Genomic DNA, 17,155 nt, shown 5'->3' with positions numbered 1-17,155 from the left:
TTGTCTGGATAAACGCGGTGTCTGGATTAGGGCCGCTTCGCGCCCCAGCGCGAGCAAGCCCGCTCGCCACAGTAAGCCTGCACAACATGGCAACCCCGCTTCCACATCGCCTAGGGGCTGAGGGTGTTGATCACGTGGTCGACATTGGTTTCAAGCTCCGTCACCGGGTCCGCGCCGTCGACGTTCAATACCAATAGCTGTGCACCGCCCGCCGTTACTGCAGCTTTAACCGCGTCACTTGGCTGCCGGTGATGCAGCACAAGCACTACCTCGCTGTCCTTCAGGTTGGCGCTCAATTGCTGCAACGCCTCAGGCGTCCAATCAGCATCTGGCCGTGCATCGGTACTGACCACTTCCAGGTTCAAACTGCTGACCAAATACGCGAAGTGATCGCTCAGGCTGATCACGCTGAGGTTGTCCGCCTTGGCCAGCCGCGCTTCGCTGTCGGCGCTGAGTTTAAGCAAGCGCTGTTTGAGGGCGGCAAGGTTGGCGTCGATGGTCGGTTTGGCGGCAGGGGCGAGGCGGCTGAGGTCGGCGGCCATCACATCAGCCATGCGCCCCATATTGTTGCTCGACTGCCATGGCTGGCTGTTCAGGCCATCGGCACTGCCCGGTTGCACGGCGATACCCGGCAAACCGCCGTCCACCGGGCGCGCGGCGTCGACTTCGACGATGCGCACATTGCTGCGCCGTGCGACGGGGTACAGCGGGTCATCCGGCCACAGGGAGCGCAGGCCGATGGCGGCGTCGGCGTCCTGCGCCAGCGTGTGCAGAGCCGGGGCGCCACGGCCGGTAAAATAAGACACCTGGCGCGAGCCCGGCAGGTTCGCCGGGGCGGCGCGCTCAAGCTTCACGTCGGTGCCCTTTAGCAGCACCTCGGCCAGGCCGTAAGTGATCGGTAGCGAGGCCAGAACCTTCACCGGTTTTATCGATTTGGCTTTGGTCAGCGCGGCATTGCCAAGGCCGTGATGGGCGGTGAAGTCCCTGGGCTGGAAGCCATCCACCGCGGCCAGCGCCGAGGTACTGATCAAGCAAGCGATGGCCAAGGCCAGTGGGCGAAACACAGGGCGCATTATCCAAGATTCCCTTTGAGGCTGGGTACGGTGCCGCGCGCGATGGCGGCGAAAGCGAAGGCGATACCGGCCACCAGAATGATCGCGGCGCCGGACGGGATGGGCAGGTCGAAGATGATCGGCAGCAGAATGCCGCACAGCGTGCTCAGCGTGGCGATTACCACCGAGACCCAGAAAAAACCTTTGAGCGACTGGCTCAGCAGGCGCGCCGCAGCGGCAGGAATCACCAGCAGCGCGCCGACCAGAATCGCGCCGATCACCTTGACCGCCGCCACGGTGATCAACGTCACCAGAATCACAAACAGATAATCCAGGGTCTTCACCGCTACACCGCGAACGGCGGCCAGTTGCGGATTAAAGCTTGCCAGCATGATGCGGTTGTACAGCGGCAATGCCAGCGCCATCACCAGCGAACCAACGATGGCCAGCACCAGTAAATCGTTGCCGTTGACGGTCAGCACCGAACCGAACAACACATTCTCCAGAATGTGCACGTTGATCTTGCCCGCCAGAATCAGCAGCAGGCTCGCACCCAACGCCAGCGACACCGAGAGGAATACGCCGATGAGGGTGTCCGGCGCCAGGCCCGTGCGGTTGCGCAGATAATTGAGCAGGATGCCGAACAACAGGCAGTAGCCGAACAACGCGCCGTACGGTCCGGTGTACGGTTCACCGAGCAGAATGCCCACGGCCACGCCGGTCAGCGCGGCATGCCCGACCGCCTCGGAGAAAAACGCAAAGCGCTTGACCACCACCAGCGTGCCCAAGCCGCCCAGCACCGGGCCGATCAGCAAGCCCGCGAGCAAGGCGTTGACCACAAATCCATAGGCCAGCGCTTCCGGCAAATAGCCGGAAGAAGCCCAGCCCTGAACCATCAAACGAAACGCTTCATAACTCATTGCGCCGGGCTCCTGGGGTGAGTAGAGAACAGGGTCAGCAGGCGGTCCGGGGTCAGCGCCTGTTTTGGCGAGGCGTCGAACAGCACGCGGCGGTTCAGGCCGGTGACGCGATCTGCGAGGCGGCCAACCGCTTCCAGGTCGTGTTCGATCCACAGCACGGTGATCCCGGCCAGGCGCCAGTCACTCAACAGACGCTCAAACACCTGGATACCGGCTTCATCGAGGGCCGACATCGGTTCATCCAGCACCAGCAGTTTTGGCGCGGGGATCAGGCCTTGCGCCAGCAGCACGCGCTGGCGCTCGCCGCCCGATAACGCACCCATGCGGCGCTTGCGTTTTCCCTGCATGCCAACCCGTTCCAGCGCTTCGCCAATAGCGCCTGCGGTGTGTTTGGACAGGCCCAGAAATGCCGGGCGTCGCTGACACATGGCCGCCATGAAATCGTCGACGGTCATCGGCAAGCCGCGGTCGAATTCCAACGCCTGCGGCACATAACCGACGGTGCCGGGTGCAGTCGGCCAGTGCAGGCGCAATTGACCCTGGTGCGGGGTTTGCCCCAGCAGCGTTTTTATCAGCGAACTTTTGCCTCCTCCGTTCGGGCCTACCAGCGCGTGGATGCTGCCCGGTTGCACTTGAAAACTCACTGCATCCAGAATCACCGTGCGACCCAGGGTCAGCGACACGTTATCGAACTCAATCGTCGGGCCAGTGCTGGCCACCGTCAGTTGTTGCGCCGCCGTCATGCGCCCGACTCCTGAATCGCCCGCACCACCGTGTTGAGGTTGCCGGTCATTTCCACTTCGTACTTCTCAGCCGTGTATTCGCCGTAGGAAATGTGCGACAGCGGGTACAGCTTGACCCCGGATTCACGCTGGATCGTCTCGACGTAAGTGGAGGGGAAATCCATCTCCGAGAAGATCACCTTCACATCCAGCGCACGCAGTTCATCGATGGTCTTTTTCAACTGGCTGGGGCTTGGCTCGATACCGTGGGCCGGTTCAACCACGGCGGTGACTTCCAGGCCAAATTCGCGCAGCAGGTAGTCGTAGGCCGCGTGCACCGTGGCCACGCGCAAATCCGGGTTGGGCGCGCTGGTCAGCTTGGCCAGCGCGTCGGCACGCATCTGGCGCAGGCGTTTGCCGTAAGCGCGAGCGTTTTGCGTATAGGCCTTGGCGTTGTCCGGGTCCAGCTTGCCGAGTTCGCGAGCGATGTTATTGACTTGGGCAATCGATGCGCTGATCGACAGAAACGTGTGCGGGTTGACCACCTTGCCGGCGCCGCGTGCAGCATTCCCGGTCGCGGCCAGCAGTGGCACGTTAGCGTTGGCCTCGATCACCGCAATGTCCGGGCGCTCGCTGGTGGCGATCATGCGGTCGGCGAAATCGTCATGGCCAACGCCGTTGAGCACAATCACGTCCAGCGTGCCGATGCGCTTGATGTCTTCGGCACGTGGTTCGTAGGCGTGGGGGTTGAAGCCGGCCGGGATCAATGGAACCACTTCGGCCTTGTCACCGACGATATTGGCCACGTAGCTGTAATAAGGGTGCAGGGTGATGCCGATGCGCAGGCGTTTTGCGGCCTCGGCATTCGCCAGGGGCGCGAACATCAGGCTGAACAGGCTGAGCAGTAACAGGCGCAACAGGGGAGATGAAATAGACATGGGCACTCGGGCTTCTCGTTCAGTGACGCTGCTGGCGGGTGACGCCGGCATCGAATTGCGCGATGACCTGCTGCCAGCCAGCAGCGATCAGCGCCGGGTCAGTCAGGTCGGAGGGGGCCGCCGGGTTGGCTTGGCGGTTGAGCCAGATGTCCGGCTCGGCGCCGCGCACGCGCATCAGCAGCGAGCCGCTGGTGCCGGGCGCTTGGCTCAGGCCGAGGTAGGCCGCAGGCTCAAGCAACTGCCAGCGATGGTTGCCACGGCTGACCGAACTGGCGTCTTGGGCAAACGGTGCGAAACCCTCTTCGGCCAGTTGCTCAGGCGGCGGCAGGGCGCTTTGCTCCTGTTGCAACAGCTGGATTTCATCCAGCGTCACCCGCAGATCGGCGTAGATACCTTGCTCGGCGGCGCTCAGGTCGCGGCGCGCGTCCAACTGGTGGCTGGGCACGGCGACAACGGTTTGGGTTTCAGCGTGCAGCGCCACCACCGTGCCTGACACCGCGAGGATGATCAGGCATAACAACAGCACATAGAGGGTTTCGTGGCCGGCACCGGCGGGGCGTACAACCTGGGTGGTACTCATTGAGAAGGGATGTCCGCTTGGTCGATTTCAACGACATGACCGGGGCCTGCGTCAAACAGCACATAGAACTCGGCTGATGGTTTCTTGAAGGTCAGGGTCGAGTCCTGCCCGAGTTTGCCCGGCAGCAGGATGGTTTCGTCGTAGCCGATTACGTCCAGCGTCACCCCCGGCGCACCACTGCCGTCGGAGAAACCGCCGGTGCACTGGATCTGTTCGCCGGCGATTTCCTTGCATTCGCACATCGGGTTGTGGGCCAGCGCCGGGGTACTGAAACCGGCTGTGAGCAACAGCGCGGCGCAGACACGCGCGCGGGTCAGGCGCATTAACGTCATGGTTTGACTCCTTGCTTGTTCAACCAGTCAACGGTGGCGGGCGAGGCTTGGCTCAGCGGAATGGAACCCTGGTGCATGGTGCCGTCCCAGCCTTCCATGGTCACCCACAGTTCGGCATCCGCTGGCGTGCGTTCAGGCACCGGCAGCAACGCGCCCATGCGGTAGGGCGTACCAAAAAAGATCACCCCGGCGGCGCGCAGGCTGCGCGGTTTGCCGATACGCAAGTAGGTCGCCTTGACCTCCCCGGCGCAGGCGCTACACAGGGCCGCGTTGAAAAATTTCATCGGGCCGGCCGGGTCCGGGCGCGGGCCTTCGATGCGAAACTCGGCGAGGGTCAGGCTCCATGGCCCAACCTTCACCTCTCCAGCGACCCGCTCGCCGATGCCGGTGTCGCCGCGAAACAGCGCAGCGTCGGCAAAGTATTTGGGCATAAAACCCAGCGGCACCAGCAACAGCAGTACATTGATATGGAACCGCCATTTCAGCCAAAAGGCCCGCAGCGGCGACGGTGAGGGTGCAGCGGCGACCTTGCTCATCAGTTACCCTCCGTGGTTTCAGCGTGCATTGCAGGCATGGCTGCGGGTTGGCGCTGCATCTTATTGCTGCGCTTGAATGCATTAAGGGTGGCCAGCGCGGTGCGCTTGGTCCAGATCAGCAGGCCGCTCAACACCATCATGCTCAGCAGCAGGCCGAAAAATGCCCAGATCAGCTTGATCCACAGCCCACCAAAGTCGCCGGTGTGCAGCGGGCGCATGGATTCGGTGACGAACTCCAGCGTCGAACGGTCGGAGAGCAAATGCGACACAGCGATTTCGCCGCTATAGGGGTTGAGTTGCGCCGTCTGGAACATCAACGGGTACCAGCCGCGCCCGCCAATCTGCAGGTGGCTGTAGGCATTGAGGGGCAGGAACACAAAGCTGGCATCCAGCCCCGGGATGCGCTGGGTGGCAATTTTGATCGCTTCGTCCAGCGGGATCATCGGCGCAGGCACGCCGGGTGCAGACATTGGCACTTTCTCGCGCGCGATCACCGGCACCACAGGTTCGCTGGAGATGGAAATCTGGTTATCGCCGAGGATCGCCTGGATCAGGAACCAGGTGCCGGTGATCGAAATGACCGCGATAAACCAGATCGACCAGATACCGCTCAGGCGGTGGAAGTCGCCCCAGAAGATTCGCGCGCCGTGGCGGATACGCAGGGTTGGCCGCAGAAAACCCTTCCAGAAACGCTTGTACACCACCAGCCCGGTCACCAGCGACGCCAGCAGCGGCAAGCCAAGCGCCGAGACCAGATACCAGCCCCAACTGAAGCCATTGGTGAACGGCACCAACCACCAACCGTGCAGCGCGCGGGTAAATTGTTTGAAGTTGAAGGACGGGCTGATGCCCTGGATCGCGCCGGTGTAGGGGTTGACGTAGACCTCCACGGAACGCCCGTCCGGGTAGCTGAGGTCGACACTCAACGCGAAGTGCGTTTCATCCGGGCGCACAATCGACTGCACGATGACCTGGGGTTCGGCGCCTTTGATGGCAGCGATTACCTGGTCATAGCTGAGCAACTCGGCGTTATCCGACGGCTTGCTCGCGCGTATATCCGGGTTGGCCAGCCACACGATTTCCTGGCTGACCACCGCCAGCGTGCCGGTGACGCAGACGATCAGCACAAAAAACCAGATGGGCAATGCCAGCCAACTGTGTACGAGAAACCAAAGTTTTGAGCGTGACTTCTTCGACATGTGAATGCGGGTCTTGATCGGAGGGGGCAAGGTGGCCCGGAAAAGGCCGGTCGTAGCTTTTGCTGACGCGACTGGCTGTATCTAAGTTAAGACGGATGAGCAACGCAAAACCCCAAGGCAAACATGAAAGAAAATGTTTCAGGCTTGCCCGGCATCGATTTACCGTCCGCGTTGTGGCAACCCACCTCGCCACAAGGGGTGGATCAGACCTTGCCCACTGAGCGGGTGACTACCTCAAAGGGCTTGCACACTGAGTTATGCAGAGGGCTCCAACAACTGTGCCCCTGGCCCGTGTTCGCCAAGTTGATCATCCTGGTTACGCAGCGGGCAGGCTTGCAAAGACAAACACCCGCAGCCGATACAGCCGCTGAGCTTGTCGCGCAACAGCAACAATTTGTTGATGCGCTCATCCAGATCCTCTCGCCATTGCGCCGACAAGCGCTCCCAATCTTGCGTGGTGGGCGTGCGCCCGTCCGGCAGGGTTTGCAACGCCTCACCAATCGTCGCCAGCGGAATGCCCAAGCGCTGGGCAATTTTGATCACCACCACGCGGCGCAACACATCGCGTGGATAGCGTCGCTGATTGCCGGCATTACGATTGCTCTTGATCAGCCCCTTGGACTCGTAGAAGTGCAGGGCGGTAACCGCGACGCCACTGCGGGCGGCCAACTGGCCGACGGTAAGTTCTTTTTTCAGCATGCACGCCCCCGAATCAACACTTGACCTCGACTTAACTAGAGGTTTTACCCTGCGCTGCATTGGATCGCAAGATTTTGCCTACAGAGAAAGAGGAGTGTTCATGCAGATATTAGAGAAGAGTCGCGGTTTTACGCAGTTGATCGAGTTTCAGATCGAGCCTCGGCAGCAACTCGCTCTGGTGGCGGCCTTGTCCACCCAAAGCGAGCGCCTGGCGCATGGCAATCGCGGCTTTATTAACGCGAGCGTGCAGGTCAGCGATGACGGGCGACGGGTGCTCAATTACCTGCAATGGCGTTCGCGCGAGGACGGCGAGGCGGCCTTTAAGGGCTTTGAGCAGGGCGCGGAAGACTTCTGGAGGCTGATTCGCACGCACCAGGCCACAGCGGTGACCTTCGGTTCGTTCCAGGTGCTGCGCAGTTTTGAGCGCAGCCATGACAACGCGTTGCACTGCCGCCTAAATGGATAGGTGCAGCATCCGCTCGCCCTGCACATTTTCCCCGGGCCTGCGCTTGTTCACCGCCAACTCGCCGATTTTGATCAGCCGTGTGCGTGTGACGTTGCGGCTCAGGCCCAGCAGGTTGGCGGTGTGCACTTGGTTGTAATGGCTGAAACGGTAGGCTGCGCGCAATAGCGCGTCTTCAACCTTTTCATGCAGGGCGCCCGCCTGTTCCTCAAAGAGTTTTTGAAAGGCCCGCGCCAACAACGCTTCGGCGCTGTTGTCGATGCCGTGCTGGCTGTCGTCCTGACGCTCGATGCGCATGTTGGACAGGCGCAGGTCGTCGCGCTCAATCACGCCATTACGGCAGATCAGCAGCGTATGGTGAATCACGTTTTCCAGCTCGCGGATATTCCCCGGCCAACTGTAGCTTTTGAGTTTGTGCTCGGCCTCGCGGCTGATGGTGATCGCGCCGTAGCCCAGGCGCCGGCTATAGGCTTCAATAAAATGCCGGGTCAGTGGCAGGATGTCGCCGGGGCGCTCGCGCAGTGGGCTCAGCTCAAGGCTGACCACGTCGAGGCGGTAGTAGAGGTCTTCGCGAAAGTGCCCAGCGTTGATGGCCTTTTCCAGTTGCACATTGGTCGCGGCGAGTACGCGCACATCAATAGGAATGCTCTTGCGCGAACCCAGACGCACCACTTCGCGCTCCTGTAGGACGCGCAGCAATTTGACCTGAATCGCCATCGGCAAATCGCCGATTTCATCGAGGAACAAGGTGCCGCCGTCAGCTTCTTCAAACCACCCGGCCTTGGCGCTGAGGGCGCCGGTAAAGGCGCCTTTTTCATGGCCGAACAGTTCGGCTTCCACCAGCGATTCAGAAAACGCCCCGCAGTTGACCGCCACAAACGGCCGGTTACGCCGCGCGCTGAGGTTGTGAATATGGCGCGCCACCAGCTCTTTACCGGTGCCGGTTTCGCCGATAATCAGCACGCTGGCTTCGCTGGGTGCCACTTGCTGGATATGGTCGAGCAGCGCTTGGGATTTCGGGTCTTCGAAGACCTGCGCCGTGGCGCGTATCGAGGTCGCAAGGGCGGGCGAGGGCGGTAGGGTTAAAAGCTGCATGGGCACCTCTCTCAGGAGTAGAACGTCGGAATCGGCAGGGACTGGTTCAACGCCCAGTCCCCGAGTTCGTGGAGTTTGTAGTCCACCGGGTCGTGCAACGTTTGTGTGCGCAGGTTGCGCCAATAGCGGTCCAGGCGCAGCGAGGCGTGGGTTGAACGTGCGCCGGTGACTTCAAACAGGCGGCTGCACAGGTCGAGGCCTTGACGCGTGGCGGCGACTTTGGCCGTGGCAATCGCAATCGCCAGTTGGCCGCGTTCGTGTTCGCTGAGGTTGGCGCCTTTGGCCCACGCCTGATCGAGCAGCTCGCCAGCGCGCTCCACCAGCAGGCGCATGCCCTCCAAAGCCACCCAGAACTCGCCGTAGTGGTGCAATACGTAAGGGTCCTGGCGCACGTCGACGGCTGTGGATTTGTGCCACGAACGGGTTTCGGTCAGCGTGTAATTGCGCGCTTCTTCAAAGGCGCCTTCGGCAATCCCGAGAAACATGTTTGTGAAGGTCAACTGCGCGATCAGTGGCCGCAGGCAGGCGAAGGGTGTGCTCAAAGGGCCGGGGTCCAGCAGCAATTCCGATTCCTCGACGCGCACCCGTTCGAAGCTGGCGCTACCGCTGTCGGTCTGGCGTTGGCCGATGTTGTTCCAGTCGTTGTGCAAGGTGATGCCGCTGCGCCCGCTGGGGATGGCTGCGATCAACAGCTTGCCGCCGGCGTTTTCATCCACCGCCGAGGCGATGAGCATTTCTGAATCGCTGGCGCCGGAGCAGAAACTCTTTTTGCCGGAGAACTCGCGCCAGCCGCTGAAATCCTTGACCACCGTGCGCGTGTCCAACGGGTTGAGGGCGTTGCCCCAGAACCAGTTTTTGCGCGCGGTTTGTTCAAACCACGGCTGCCATTGGTCCGGGCGTGCAAACAGGCGCACGGTGGCGAGCATCAAGTGGTGAAAGCCGAAGACGTGGGCAATCGAGCTGTCGACCTTGGCGAATTCGCGCACGATGCCGAGGGTTTCGCTCCAGCGCGCGTCGAGCCCACCGTATTGGCGGGGAATGCTCAGGGCCAGCAGGCCACTTTGGCGCAAGGCCTCACGCTCGGCTTTGGGGGTGCCGCCGCGCTCGTCGCGTTCAACGGCGCTGACGGCGAACTCGGCGGCCAGCAATTTGGCGGTCTGCAAAGGCGATGGCAGGACGCTGTTGGGTTTGGCTGTCACGCGGTGTTCCTCACTATTGAGCGACTGTCAGTGTTCTCAGGCTTTATTCGTCGCGGGCAGTACATCGTTGGCAATCATTTCGCCGAACGGGCCAGTGAGGTTAGTGACGCCGCGCCCGGCAAGGCTCGCGTAGGGTTCGGGCAACAGCGGGAACACCAGTTCGGCAAAGCGATACGCCTCTTCCAGGTGCGGGTAGCCGGAGAAGATGAAGCTTTCGATGCCCAGGTCTGCGTATTCCTTGATGCGCTCGGCGACTTGTTGAGGGTTACCCACCAAGGCCGTACCAGCGCCGCCGCGTACCAGGCCGACGCCGGCCCACAGGTTTGGCGCGATTTGCAGGTTGTCGCGGCGCCCATCGTGCAAGGCCGCCATGCGTCGCTGGCCTTCGGAGTCAAAGCGCGAAAAAGACTTTTGTGCGGCGGCGATGGTTTCGTCGCTGATGTGCTCGATAAGTTTGTCGGCGGCCTTCCAGGCCTCTTCTTCGGTTTCGCGCACGATCACGTGCAGGCGAATGCCGAACTTTACGGAGCGCCCGTGGCGTGCGGCGCGTTCGCGTACATCGGCAAGTTTTTCCGCAACGGCGGCAGGCGGCTCGCCCCACGTGAGGTACACGTCCACCTGTTCGGCGGCGAGGTCATGGGCGGCGTCGGAGGAACCGCCGAAGTACAGCGGCGGATAAGGCTTTTGCACCGGTGGGTAAAGTGCCTTGGCGTTGTGCACACGCAGGTGTTTGCCTTCGAAATTTACCGATTCGCCCTGCAACACGCGGCGCCATATCTGCAGGAATTCGTCGGAGACTTCGTAGCGTTCGCTGTGGTCGAGGAAACTGCCGTCGCCGCGGTTCTCGTCGGGGTCGCCGCCGGTCACCACGTTGATCAGCAGGCGGCCGTTGGACAGACGGTCCAGTGTTGCGGCCATGCGCGCCGACACCGTAGGCGAGATGATGCCCGGGCGAATCGCCACTAGGTAGCGCAGGCGTTCTGTCAGCGGTACCAGCGCCGAGGCAATGACCCACGAGTCTTCGCACGAGCGTCCGGTGGGAATCAACACGCCGTAGTAACCGAGGCTGTCAGCGGCTTGCGCAACTTGCTTCAGATAATTAAGGGTGACCGAGCGTGCACCTTGGGTGGTGCCCAGGTAATGACCGTCGCCGTGGGTTGGCAGAAACCAGAAAACATCCATGACAAATCCTTAGGCTATTTTCAGCAGCGAAGGGGAGTGCGCGGCAAACAAAGGCGCTGCACGTTCTGCGGCCAGTTGAATACGGGCTTTTAGCAACTCGCTGGTTATTTGGTAGTCGGTGAAATCGGCTTCGGTGGCGTACACGCCGATTGGCAGGGTCAGTGCCTGGAAGAAGCTGAACAGCGGACGCAGTTGGTGATCAATCACCAGCGCATGGCGCTCGCTGCCACCGGTCGCCGCCAGCAGCACCGGCGTGTTGATCAATGCGTTTAGGCCGATCAGGTCGAACAGGTGTTTGAGCAGGCCAGGGTAAGAGCCGCGATACACCGGCGCGGCGACAATCAGCAAGTCCGCCTGTTCGATGGCCAACAGTTGCGCTTCGACCTCCGCTGGCAGCTCATCGCGCGACAGTGCGCCGCCTAAAGGTCGGGCAATATCGCCGAGTTCGATCAGCGTGGTCTGTATCGGCAGCACGTTGGCGAGTTCGGCCAACACCGCTTGGGTAAGTACCAGGGTTCGCGACGGGCGCCAGGTTCCGCCGGAGACGGCAACCACATTCAGGGGACGGGTCATAAACAGTTCCTTTTTCAACAGTGGTGCGTGACAAGTGAGGTGGAACCGATTGAGCAAGAGCTGTACCAACGGCTCAAAGCCCCGATTGGCGTGGGCTGCAGACTCACTGTTGAAAATTTAAGCTGTTGGGTGTCTGGTGTTTTGTTGAATGACTGTTGCCAGTGCAACAGTTGCGTGGCGAACAGTGTGGGTTCTGTGTCGCCAGTTATAGAGGGTTGCGTTTATTCCGTAAACGAACGTATTTCCATATTTATAGATCTAAATTGAATATAAGTGCTTCGGTATCGAAGAGGCCTGAACGGTTGATAGCGACTATCACGGGCGATGATTTTTCAGCGTGAAGCGGCGGGAGTAGCCTGTGCTCATTGACTTCAAACCTCCTTCGCAGGGCCTTCACGATGAACCGCTTTCTCGCTGTTTCGCTTTTAGTTGCCAGCTCCGTGCTCGCAGGGTGTGCGACTCACGCATCGCCTGAGCTGCGCCCGTACACCGCTGAAGAATCCACGCAATTGGCTCTGGAAGCCTTGAGCCGTCGAGGCTTGTCGTTTGATGAATATCAACAGCAGCGTGCTGTACTGACCCGCCCGCCACAGCAGCCGTTTGGTTTTGATCGCCAAGGCGAAATGAACGCCGAACGCAGCGTGGCTCTGCATGATCGTCCCAGTTGAGTCGGCGTTCAGCGGCAATCAGCCCGAGGTCTCCCTTAAGGAACCTCGGGCTTTTTGTTTGCCATTCAGCGACTTCAGCCTGTTAAGCTGAATTTCAGGAGCGTTCCTACGCACATTTGCCTAAAGTGGTCTTTTTTAATGGCATTCGATCGGTTAAACCTGACGACCTCTGTTCCGGTCGATGCCGCCTGAGGCGCTGCTCTCGGGAATATGCTCTGCGAGTCTAAACGTCATGAATAAACGTCCGCTGTATTTCGACTACGCCGCCACCACGCCGGTGGATGAGCGGGTCATCCAGGTGATGGTCGAGTGTTTGGGCTTCAATGCCAATTTCGGTAACCCTGCGTCCAGTTCCCATGCGTTCGGCCAGGCGGCCCGGCAAACGGTTGAACAGGCACGTCGGCAGGTGGCCGAGTTGGTCGGTGCCCAGCCCGAACAGATCGTCTGGACCTCCGGCGCCACCGAATCCAACAACCTCGCGATCAAGGGCGTCGCCCAGGCGCGCGGCCTTGAGAGTGGCGTGACGGGTGGGCACATCATCACCAGCCAGATCGAACACAAGGCCACGCTGGACACCGCGCGGCAGTTACAGGAAGCCGGGGTGGCCGTGACCTATTTGGTGCCGGACGCCGACGGGCTGATCAGCGCCGAGGCGGTGGCGCAAGCGCTGCGCGAGGACACCTTTCTGGTGTCGTTGATGCTGGTGAATAACGAGCTGGGCACCTTGAACGACATCCGCGGCATCGGCGCACGCGTACGTGAACACGGCGCGTTGCTGCATGTGGACGCGGCGCAAGGCGCGGGCAAGGTGGCCATCAATCTGGCTGAATGGCCAGTGGATTTGATGTCGTTTTCCGCGCACAAGCTGTACGGCCCCAAAGGTATCGGCGCGCTGTATGTCGGCCCTCGGGCGCAACACAAAGTGCTGGCGCAGATTCACGGCGGCGGCCACGAGGGCGGGTTGCGCTCCGGCACGCTGGCGACGCACCAGATTGCCGGTATGGGCACGGCGTTCGCGTTGGCAGCGCAGTCGTTTGCCGAAGAGAAAGCTGTGATCGTGGCGTTGCGCCAACGCTTGCTGGATCAGTTGGACACGCTTGGCGGTGTGCGCCTCAACGGCAGCCCTACGCAGCGTATTCCGCATACCTTGAGCCTGACGTTCAGCGAAGGCGAGTTCAATTCAGCCGCACTGAGCGCGGGTATGGCTTTTTCAGCGACCTCTGCCTGTAACTCGGCAAGCAACGCGCCGTCGCACGTGCTTTTGGCGCTGGGGCATGACGCGCGCAGCGCCGGTCGAACCATTCGCTTGAGCCTGGGCCGGTTTACCACCGAACAGGACATCGACCAGGCCGTGCAATTGATCAAAGCCGCGCTGGCCAGTGCACCGGCGTTCTGGGCCGTCTGATTCGCACCCTATTTGTTCGCAACCTATAACAACTATCAGTGGTTAGCAGGAGACACAATGAGTACGCAGCCTTTGCCCCATGGATCAGTTCCCCAGCGCCTGGCGAATACCCGTGAACTGATGAGCCGCGAGGGCATTCACGCCTTGCTGGTGCCGTCGGCCGACCCGCATTTGTCCGAGTACTTGCCGGGTTATTGGCAGGGGCGGCAATGGTTGTCGGGGTTTCATGGGTCGGTCGGGACGCTGATTGTCACCGCTGACTTCGCCGGCGTCTGGGCCGACAGTCGTTACTGGGAGCAGGCGACCAAGGAGCTCAAGGGCAGCGGTATCGAGCTGGTGAAATTGCAGCCAGGCCAACCTGGCCCGCTGGAATGGCTGGCCGAGCAAACGCCGGAGGGCGCCGTGGTCGCGGTGGACGGCGCGGTGATGGCCGTGGCGTCGGCGCGTACGCTGGGTAGCAAATTGGCCGAACGCGGCGCGCGTTTACGCACCGATATCGACCTGCTGAACGAGGTCTGGCACGACCGCCCAAGCTTGCCTAACCAGCCGATCTACGCGCATCTGCCCCCGCAAGCGACCGTCAGCCGTGGCGAGAAACTGGCGGCCTTGCGCGCAAGCTTGAAAGAGAAAGGCGCCGATTGGCACTTCATCGCCACCCTTGATGACATCGCCTGGTTGTTCAACCTGCGCGGCGGCGATGTGTCGTTTAATCCGGTGTTTGTGTCCTTTGCCCTGATCAACCAGCAACAGGCCACCTTGTTTGTGGCACTGAGCAAAGTCGACGCTGAACTGCGCGCGGTGCTGGAGCAGGATGGCGTAACCCTGCGCGACTACAGCGAAGTGGCGGATGCGCTGCGCAACGTGCCGTCGGGTGCCAGCGTGCAGGTTGATCCGGCACGCGTGACCGCCGGTTTGCTGGAAAACCTCGATTCGGGCGTCAGGCTTGTTGAAGGGCTGAACCCGACCACCCTCGCCAAATCCCGCAAGAGCCTGGCGGACGCCGAGCATATCCGCGAAGCCATGGAGCAGGACGGCGCCGCCTTGTGCGAATTCTTCGCTTGGCTGGAGAGTGCACTGGGCCGCGAACGCATTACCGAGCTGAGCATCGACGAACACCTGACCGCGGCGCGAGCACGCCGCCCCGATTATGTGTCGCTGAGTTTCAATACCATCGCCGCGTTTAACGCTAACGGTGCGATGCCGCACTACCATGCCACCGAAGAAGAACACGCGGTGATCGAAGGCGATGGCTTGCTGCTGATCGACTCCGGCGGCCAGTACTTGGGCGGCACCACGGATATTACGCGGATGGTGCCGATCGGTACGCCAACTGATGAGCAGAAGCGTGACTGCACGCGGGTGCTGAAGGGCGTGATTGCCTTGTCCCGTGCGCAATTCCCCAAAGGTATTCTGTCGCCACTGTTGGATGCCATTGCGCGTGCGCCGATCTGGGCCGAAGGCGTGGACTACGGCCATGGCACCGGCCACGGCGTAGGCTATTTCCTAAATGTGCATGAAGGCCCGCAGGTGATCGCGTATCAAGCCGCCGCGGCGCCGCAGACCGCGATGCAGCCAGGGATGATTACCTCGATTGAACCGGGCACTTATCGTCCGGGCCGTTGGGGTGTGCGCATCGAAAACCTGGTATTGAACCGTGAGGCGGGCAAGACCGAGTTTGGTGAGTTCCTCTCGTTTGAAACCCTCACCTTGTGCCCGATCGACACCCGTTGCCTGGAGTCGTCGTTGCTGACGGCGGACGAGCGCGAATGGTTTAACGCTTACCACGCCGAAGTGCGTACGCGTTTGAGCCCGTTGCTCAATGGCGCAGCGTTGGAATGGTTGCAGGTGCGTACTGCGGCTATTTGATCGGCTGCAGTTCAGGGGCTTGGGCCTGGGCTTCGGCGATACAGTCGCCGTACGCCTGGCCCCGGGCCGTTGTCATATACCTTCAAGAAGGGCGGAGCAGCCGGGAATGCACTGCTCGGGCGTTCACTTACAGATGACAATCATGCTGCGGCTGGTGTAGCCGGCAGGGTTGAGGCCGAAGGGGTACTCACCAGGCTCTTCCGAATTGTCACCCGACTTGGCGATAACCCGGTAACCCTTGGTACCACATGAGCTTGCTGCACTGGTGTAGCACTGGTCCCAGGAGGAGGACAGCCCGGAACAGTTGATGTGTAGTCCTTTTTTGCCCCGTTTCACTTCTGTCTTGGTGGTCGCAGCACAGCCAACAATGCTCACGACCATTAACAGTATCAAAATTTGCTTCATTACTATCCTTAATAGCCGCTTCGCAAAAAGGCTCGAAGCAGGCTCTACTCGCTCTCGGTTGTAGTTCAGCTGTCCCTGTCGAAATTCTCCATGCAGGACTTTCGTTTACGGCCTAAACATGGCCTAAAAGGGCGCCAAATACCAGCGCTACCTTTTAACCATCATCAGTCGGCCGGCACCAATGGTTTCGATTCATTACGCATCGTCAGGGTGGCACCGATGGAGGCCAGAATGATGCAGGTGATGGCCATCCATTGCGCGAGTGACAACTGTTCTTGCAGGAAGATCAGCCCGGAAAGCGCACCGAATGCAGGTTCGATACTCATCAGGGTGCCGAAGGTGCGCGCGGGAAGGCGCGTGAGCGCGACCATTTCCAGGGTATAGGGCAAGGCTGTGGAGAGTACCGCGACTGCGATTGCAACCGGGATCAATGCGGGCGTCAGCAGGGCGGTGCCGGCGTGAACGATGCCGATTGGCGCAACAAACAAGGCAGCGATCATTACGCCGAGGGCGGCGGTTTGGACGCCATTGTCGTTGCCGGCTTTTTGGCCAAACAGAATGTAGAGCGCCCAGCAAATGCCAGCGCCCAGGGCGTAGGCGGCACCGGTCAAGTCGATACCGCTGCTGGTACCTCCCGTTGGGATCAGCAGCAGAAGACCTGCGACCGCAAGCCCAATCCATAGAAAGTCCACCGCTCGGCGCGACGCGTAAAGGGCGACGGCGAGTGGCCCTGTGAATTCCAGCGCTACCGCGATGCCCAGGGGCACTGTGCGCAACGACATATAGAAGAGGAAGTTCATGCCGCCCAGGGCCATCCCATAGATGACCACGGTACGCAGCGACTTGGCCGTCAGCGTGGCGCGCCACGGGCGTAATACAAGCAGCATGATCACGCTGGCGAAAATCAGGCGAAGGGTGGTCGTGCCCTGTGCGCCGACGATGGGGAACATACTTTTGGCCAGAGAGGCACCGGACTGGATGGACGCCATGGCGATCAGCAGCAGGCCGACAGGAAACAATGCCGAGGCCAGGGCGCGGGGTGGGGTGGTCATTAAAGGCGTTCGTCCGAGGTTATATATAGAGAAGCAGAAGACGCTATGATGCTTAAGCGATCAGCAATGAGCAATATATTGCTCAACAATCTCTCGTGCAGTGACTATATAGGCGGGTTTTCTGGTTTTTTGGGCTTATTGCCAGAAAGTTCAAATTAACGGTTGACGGCAGATTCTGGACGTCTATAATTCGCCCCACTTCCGGCGCAGTCGAAACGGAAAACTCCTTGGTAAACAAAGAGTTATGTGAGATTCGACAGCGAGTTGCT

The 17,155-nt window shown here is 60.8% G+C and carries 19 protein-coding genes; 4 read left to right on the top strand and 15 right to left on the bottom strand.

The window, feature by feature from the left end; genetic code table 11:
• Positions 1 to 110: 110 nt before the first annotated feature.
• From F0169_RS11270 to soxR, 9 genes are all read right to left on the bottom strand, one after another.
• Entirely contained in the window at positions 111 to 1,073 is a 963-nt protein-coding gene (locus F0169_RS11270; protein WP_152746567.1) for a metal ABC transporter solute-binding protein, Zn/Mn family, read from the bottom strand.
• Complete coding sequence (locus tag F0169_RS11265; RefSeq protein ID WP_152746566.1) at positions 1,073 to 1,972, bottom strand: metal ABC transporter permease; 900 nt, start codon at positions 1,970 to 1,972, stop codon at positions 1,073 to 1,075. Before F0169_RS11265 ends, F0169_RS11270 begins: the two co-directional genes overlap by 1 nt.
• Positions 1,969 to 2,715, bottom strand: a complete 747-nt coding sequence (locus F0169_RS11260) for a metal ABC transporter ATP-binding protein (RefSeq protein ID WP_152746565.1) — start codon at positions 2,713 to 2,715, stop codon at positions 1,969 to 1,971. The genes F0169_RS11265 and F0169_RS11260 overlap by 4 nt, the downstream gene beginning before the upstream one ends.
• Entirely contained in the window at positions 2,712 to 3,632 is a 921-nt protein-coding gene (locus F0169_RS11255; RefSeq protein WP_058413550.1) for a metal ABC transporter substrate-binding protein, read from the bottom strand. The genes F0169_RS11260 and F0169_RS11255 overlap by 4 nt, the downstream gene beginning before the upstream one ends.
• Positions 3,633 to 3,651: 19 nt before the next feature.
• Positions 3,652 to 4,212 (bottom strand): DUF6162 family protein, encoded by a 561-nt coding sequence (locus tag F0169_RS11250; RefSeq protein WP_152746564.1) that lies wholly within the window; start codon positions 4,210 to 4,212, stop codon positions 3,652 to 3,654.
• On the bottom strand, positions 4,209 to 4,544 hold the full coding sequence (locus tag F0169_RS11245) for a hypothetical protein (RefSeq protein ID WP_058413552.1): 336 nt from the start codon (positions 4,542 to 4,544) through the stop codon (positions 4,209 to 4,211). The genes F0169_RS11250 and F0169_RS11245 overlap by 4 nt, the downstream gene beginning before the upstream one ends.
• A complete protein-coding gene (locus tag F0169_RS11240; protein WP_152746563.1) occupies positions 4,541 to 5,080 on the bottom strand; it encodes a thiamine pyrophosphate-binding protein in 540 nt (179 codons plus the stop codon). Before F0169_RS11240 ends, F0169_RS11245 begins: the two co-directional genes overlap by 4 nt.
• Positions 5,080 to 6,279, bottom strand: coding sequence for a PepSY-associated TM helix domain-containing protein (locus F0169_RS11235; protein ID WP_152746562.1), 1,200 nt, complete (start codon positions 6,277 to 6,279; stop codon positions 5,080 to 5,082). Before F0169_RS11235 ends, F0169_RS11240 begins: the two co-directional genes overlap by 1 nt.
• A 255-nt stretch (positions 6,280 to 6,534) precedes the next feature.
• A complete protein-coding gene (soxR, locus tag F0169_RS11230; protein WP_058413555.1) occupies positions 6,535 to 6,978 on the bottom strand; it encodes a redox-sensitive transcriptional activator SoxR in 444 nt (147 codons plus the stop codon).
• 100 nt (positions 6,979 to 7,078) lie between these two features.
• Between soxR and F0169_RS11225 the strand changes: the two genes are divergently transcribed.
• Positions 7,079 to 7,444, top strand: a complete 366-nt coding sequence (locus tag F0169_RS11225) for an antibiotic biosynthesis monooxygenase (RefSeq protein ID WP_152746561.1) — start codon at positions 7,079 to 7,081, stop codon at positions 7,442 to 7,444.
• Here F0169_RS11225 and F0169_RS11220 read toward each other — a convergent pair.
• From F0169_RS11220 to msuE, 4 genes are read right to left on the bottom strand one after another with little or no spacing between them, the layout of a single operon-like run.
• Complete coding sequence (locus tag F0169_RS11220) at positions 7,433 to 8,536, bottom strand: sigma-54 interaction domain-containing protein (protein ID WP_152746560.1); 1,104 nt, start codon at positions 8,534 to 8,536, stop codon at positions 7,433 to 7,435. The genes F0169_RS11225 and F0169_RS11220 overlap by 12 nt on opposite strands.
• Positions 8,537 to 8,547: 11 nt before the next feature.
• Complete coding sequence (locus F0169_RS11215) at positions 8,548 to 9,735, bottom strand: acyl-CoA dehydrogenase family protein (protein ID WP_172979408.1); 1,188 nt, start codon at positions 9,733 to 9,735, stop codon at positions 8,548 to 8,550.
• Positions 9,736 to 9,771: 36 nt separating this feature from the next.
• Positions 9,772 to 10,917, bottom strand: coding sequence for an FMNH2-dependent alkanesulfonate monooxygenase (ssuD, locus tag F0169_RS11210; RefSeq protein WP_152746559.1), 1,146 nt, complete (start codon positions 10,915 to 10,917; stop codon positions 9,772 to 9,774).
• Positions 10,918 to 10,926: 9 nt separating this feature from the next.
• The gene (msuE, locus tag F0169_RS11205) at positions 10,927 to 11,490 is read right to left on the bottom strand and encodes an FMN reductase (RefSeq protein WP_122252249.1); all 564 of its coding nucleotides are present in this window, start codon (positions 11,488 to 11,490) and stop codon (positions 10,927 to 10,929) included.
• 398 nt (positions 11,491 to 11,888) lie between these two features.
• Here msuE and F0169_RS11195 point away from each other — a divergent pair, with 398 nt between their 5' ends.
• From F0169_RS11195 to F0169_RS11185, 3 genes are all read left to right on the top strand, one after another.
• Positions 11,889 to 12,158 carry a hypothetical protein gene (locus tag F0169_RS11195; protein ID WP_152746558.1) on the top strand — a complete coding sequence of 90 codons (270 nt, stop codon included), beginning with the start codon at positions 11,889 to 11,891 and terminating at the stop codon, positions 12,156 to 12,158.
• Positions 12,159 to 12,390: 232 nt separating this feature from the next.
• Entirely contained in the window at positions 12,391 to 13,563 is a 1,173-nt protein-coding gene (locus F0169_RS11190; protein ID WP_152746557.1) for a cysteine desulfurase family protein, read from the top strand.
• A 57-nt stretch (positions 13,564 to 13,620) separates the two neighbouring features.
• The gene (locus F0169_RS11185) at positions 13,621 to 15,429 is read left to right on the top strand and encodes an aminopeptidase P family protein (protein ID WP_152746556.1); all 1,809 of its coding nucleotides are present in this window, start codon (positions 13,621 to 13,623) and stop codon (positions 15,427 to 15,429) included.
• Positions 15,430 to 15,552: 123 nt separating this feature from the next.
• Here the strand turns inward: F0169_RS11185 and F0169_RS11180 are convergent, their stop codons facing one another.
• Together F0169_RS11180 and rhtA are read right to left on the bottom strand one after the other, a co-directional pair.
• Complete coding sequence (locus F0169_RS11180) at positions 15,553 to 15,834, bottom strand: hypothetical protein (protein ID WP_058413564.1); 282 nt, start codon at positions 15,832 to 15,834, stop codon at positions 15,553 to 15,555.
• A gap of 164 nt (positions 15,835 to 15,998) precedes the next feature.
• A complete protein-coding gene (gene rhtA / locus F0169_RS11175) occupies positions 15,999 to 16,886 on the bottom strand; it encodes a threonine/homoserine exporter RhtA (protein WP_152746555.1) in 888 nt (295 codons plus the stop codon).
• Positions 16,887 to 17,155: the final 269 nt, after the last annotated feature.

Source organism: Pseudomonas kitaguniensis (genome assembly GCF_009296165.1).
GTDB lineage: Bacteria > Pseudomonadota > Gammaproteobacteria > Pseudomonadales > Pseudomonadaceae > Aquipseudomonas > Aquipseudomonas kitaguniensis.
This window is presented reverse-complemented; position numbering and strand designations above follow the sequence as displayed.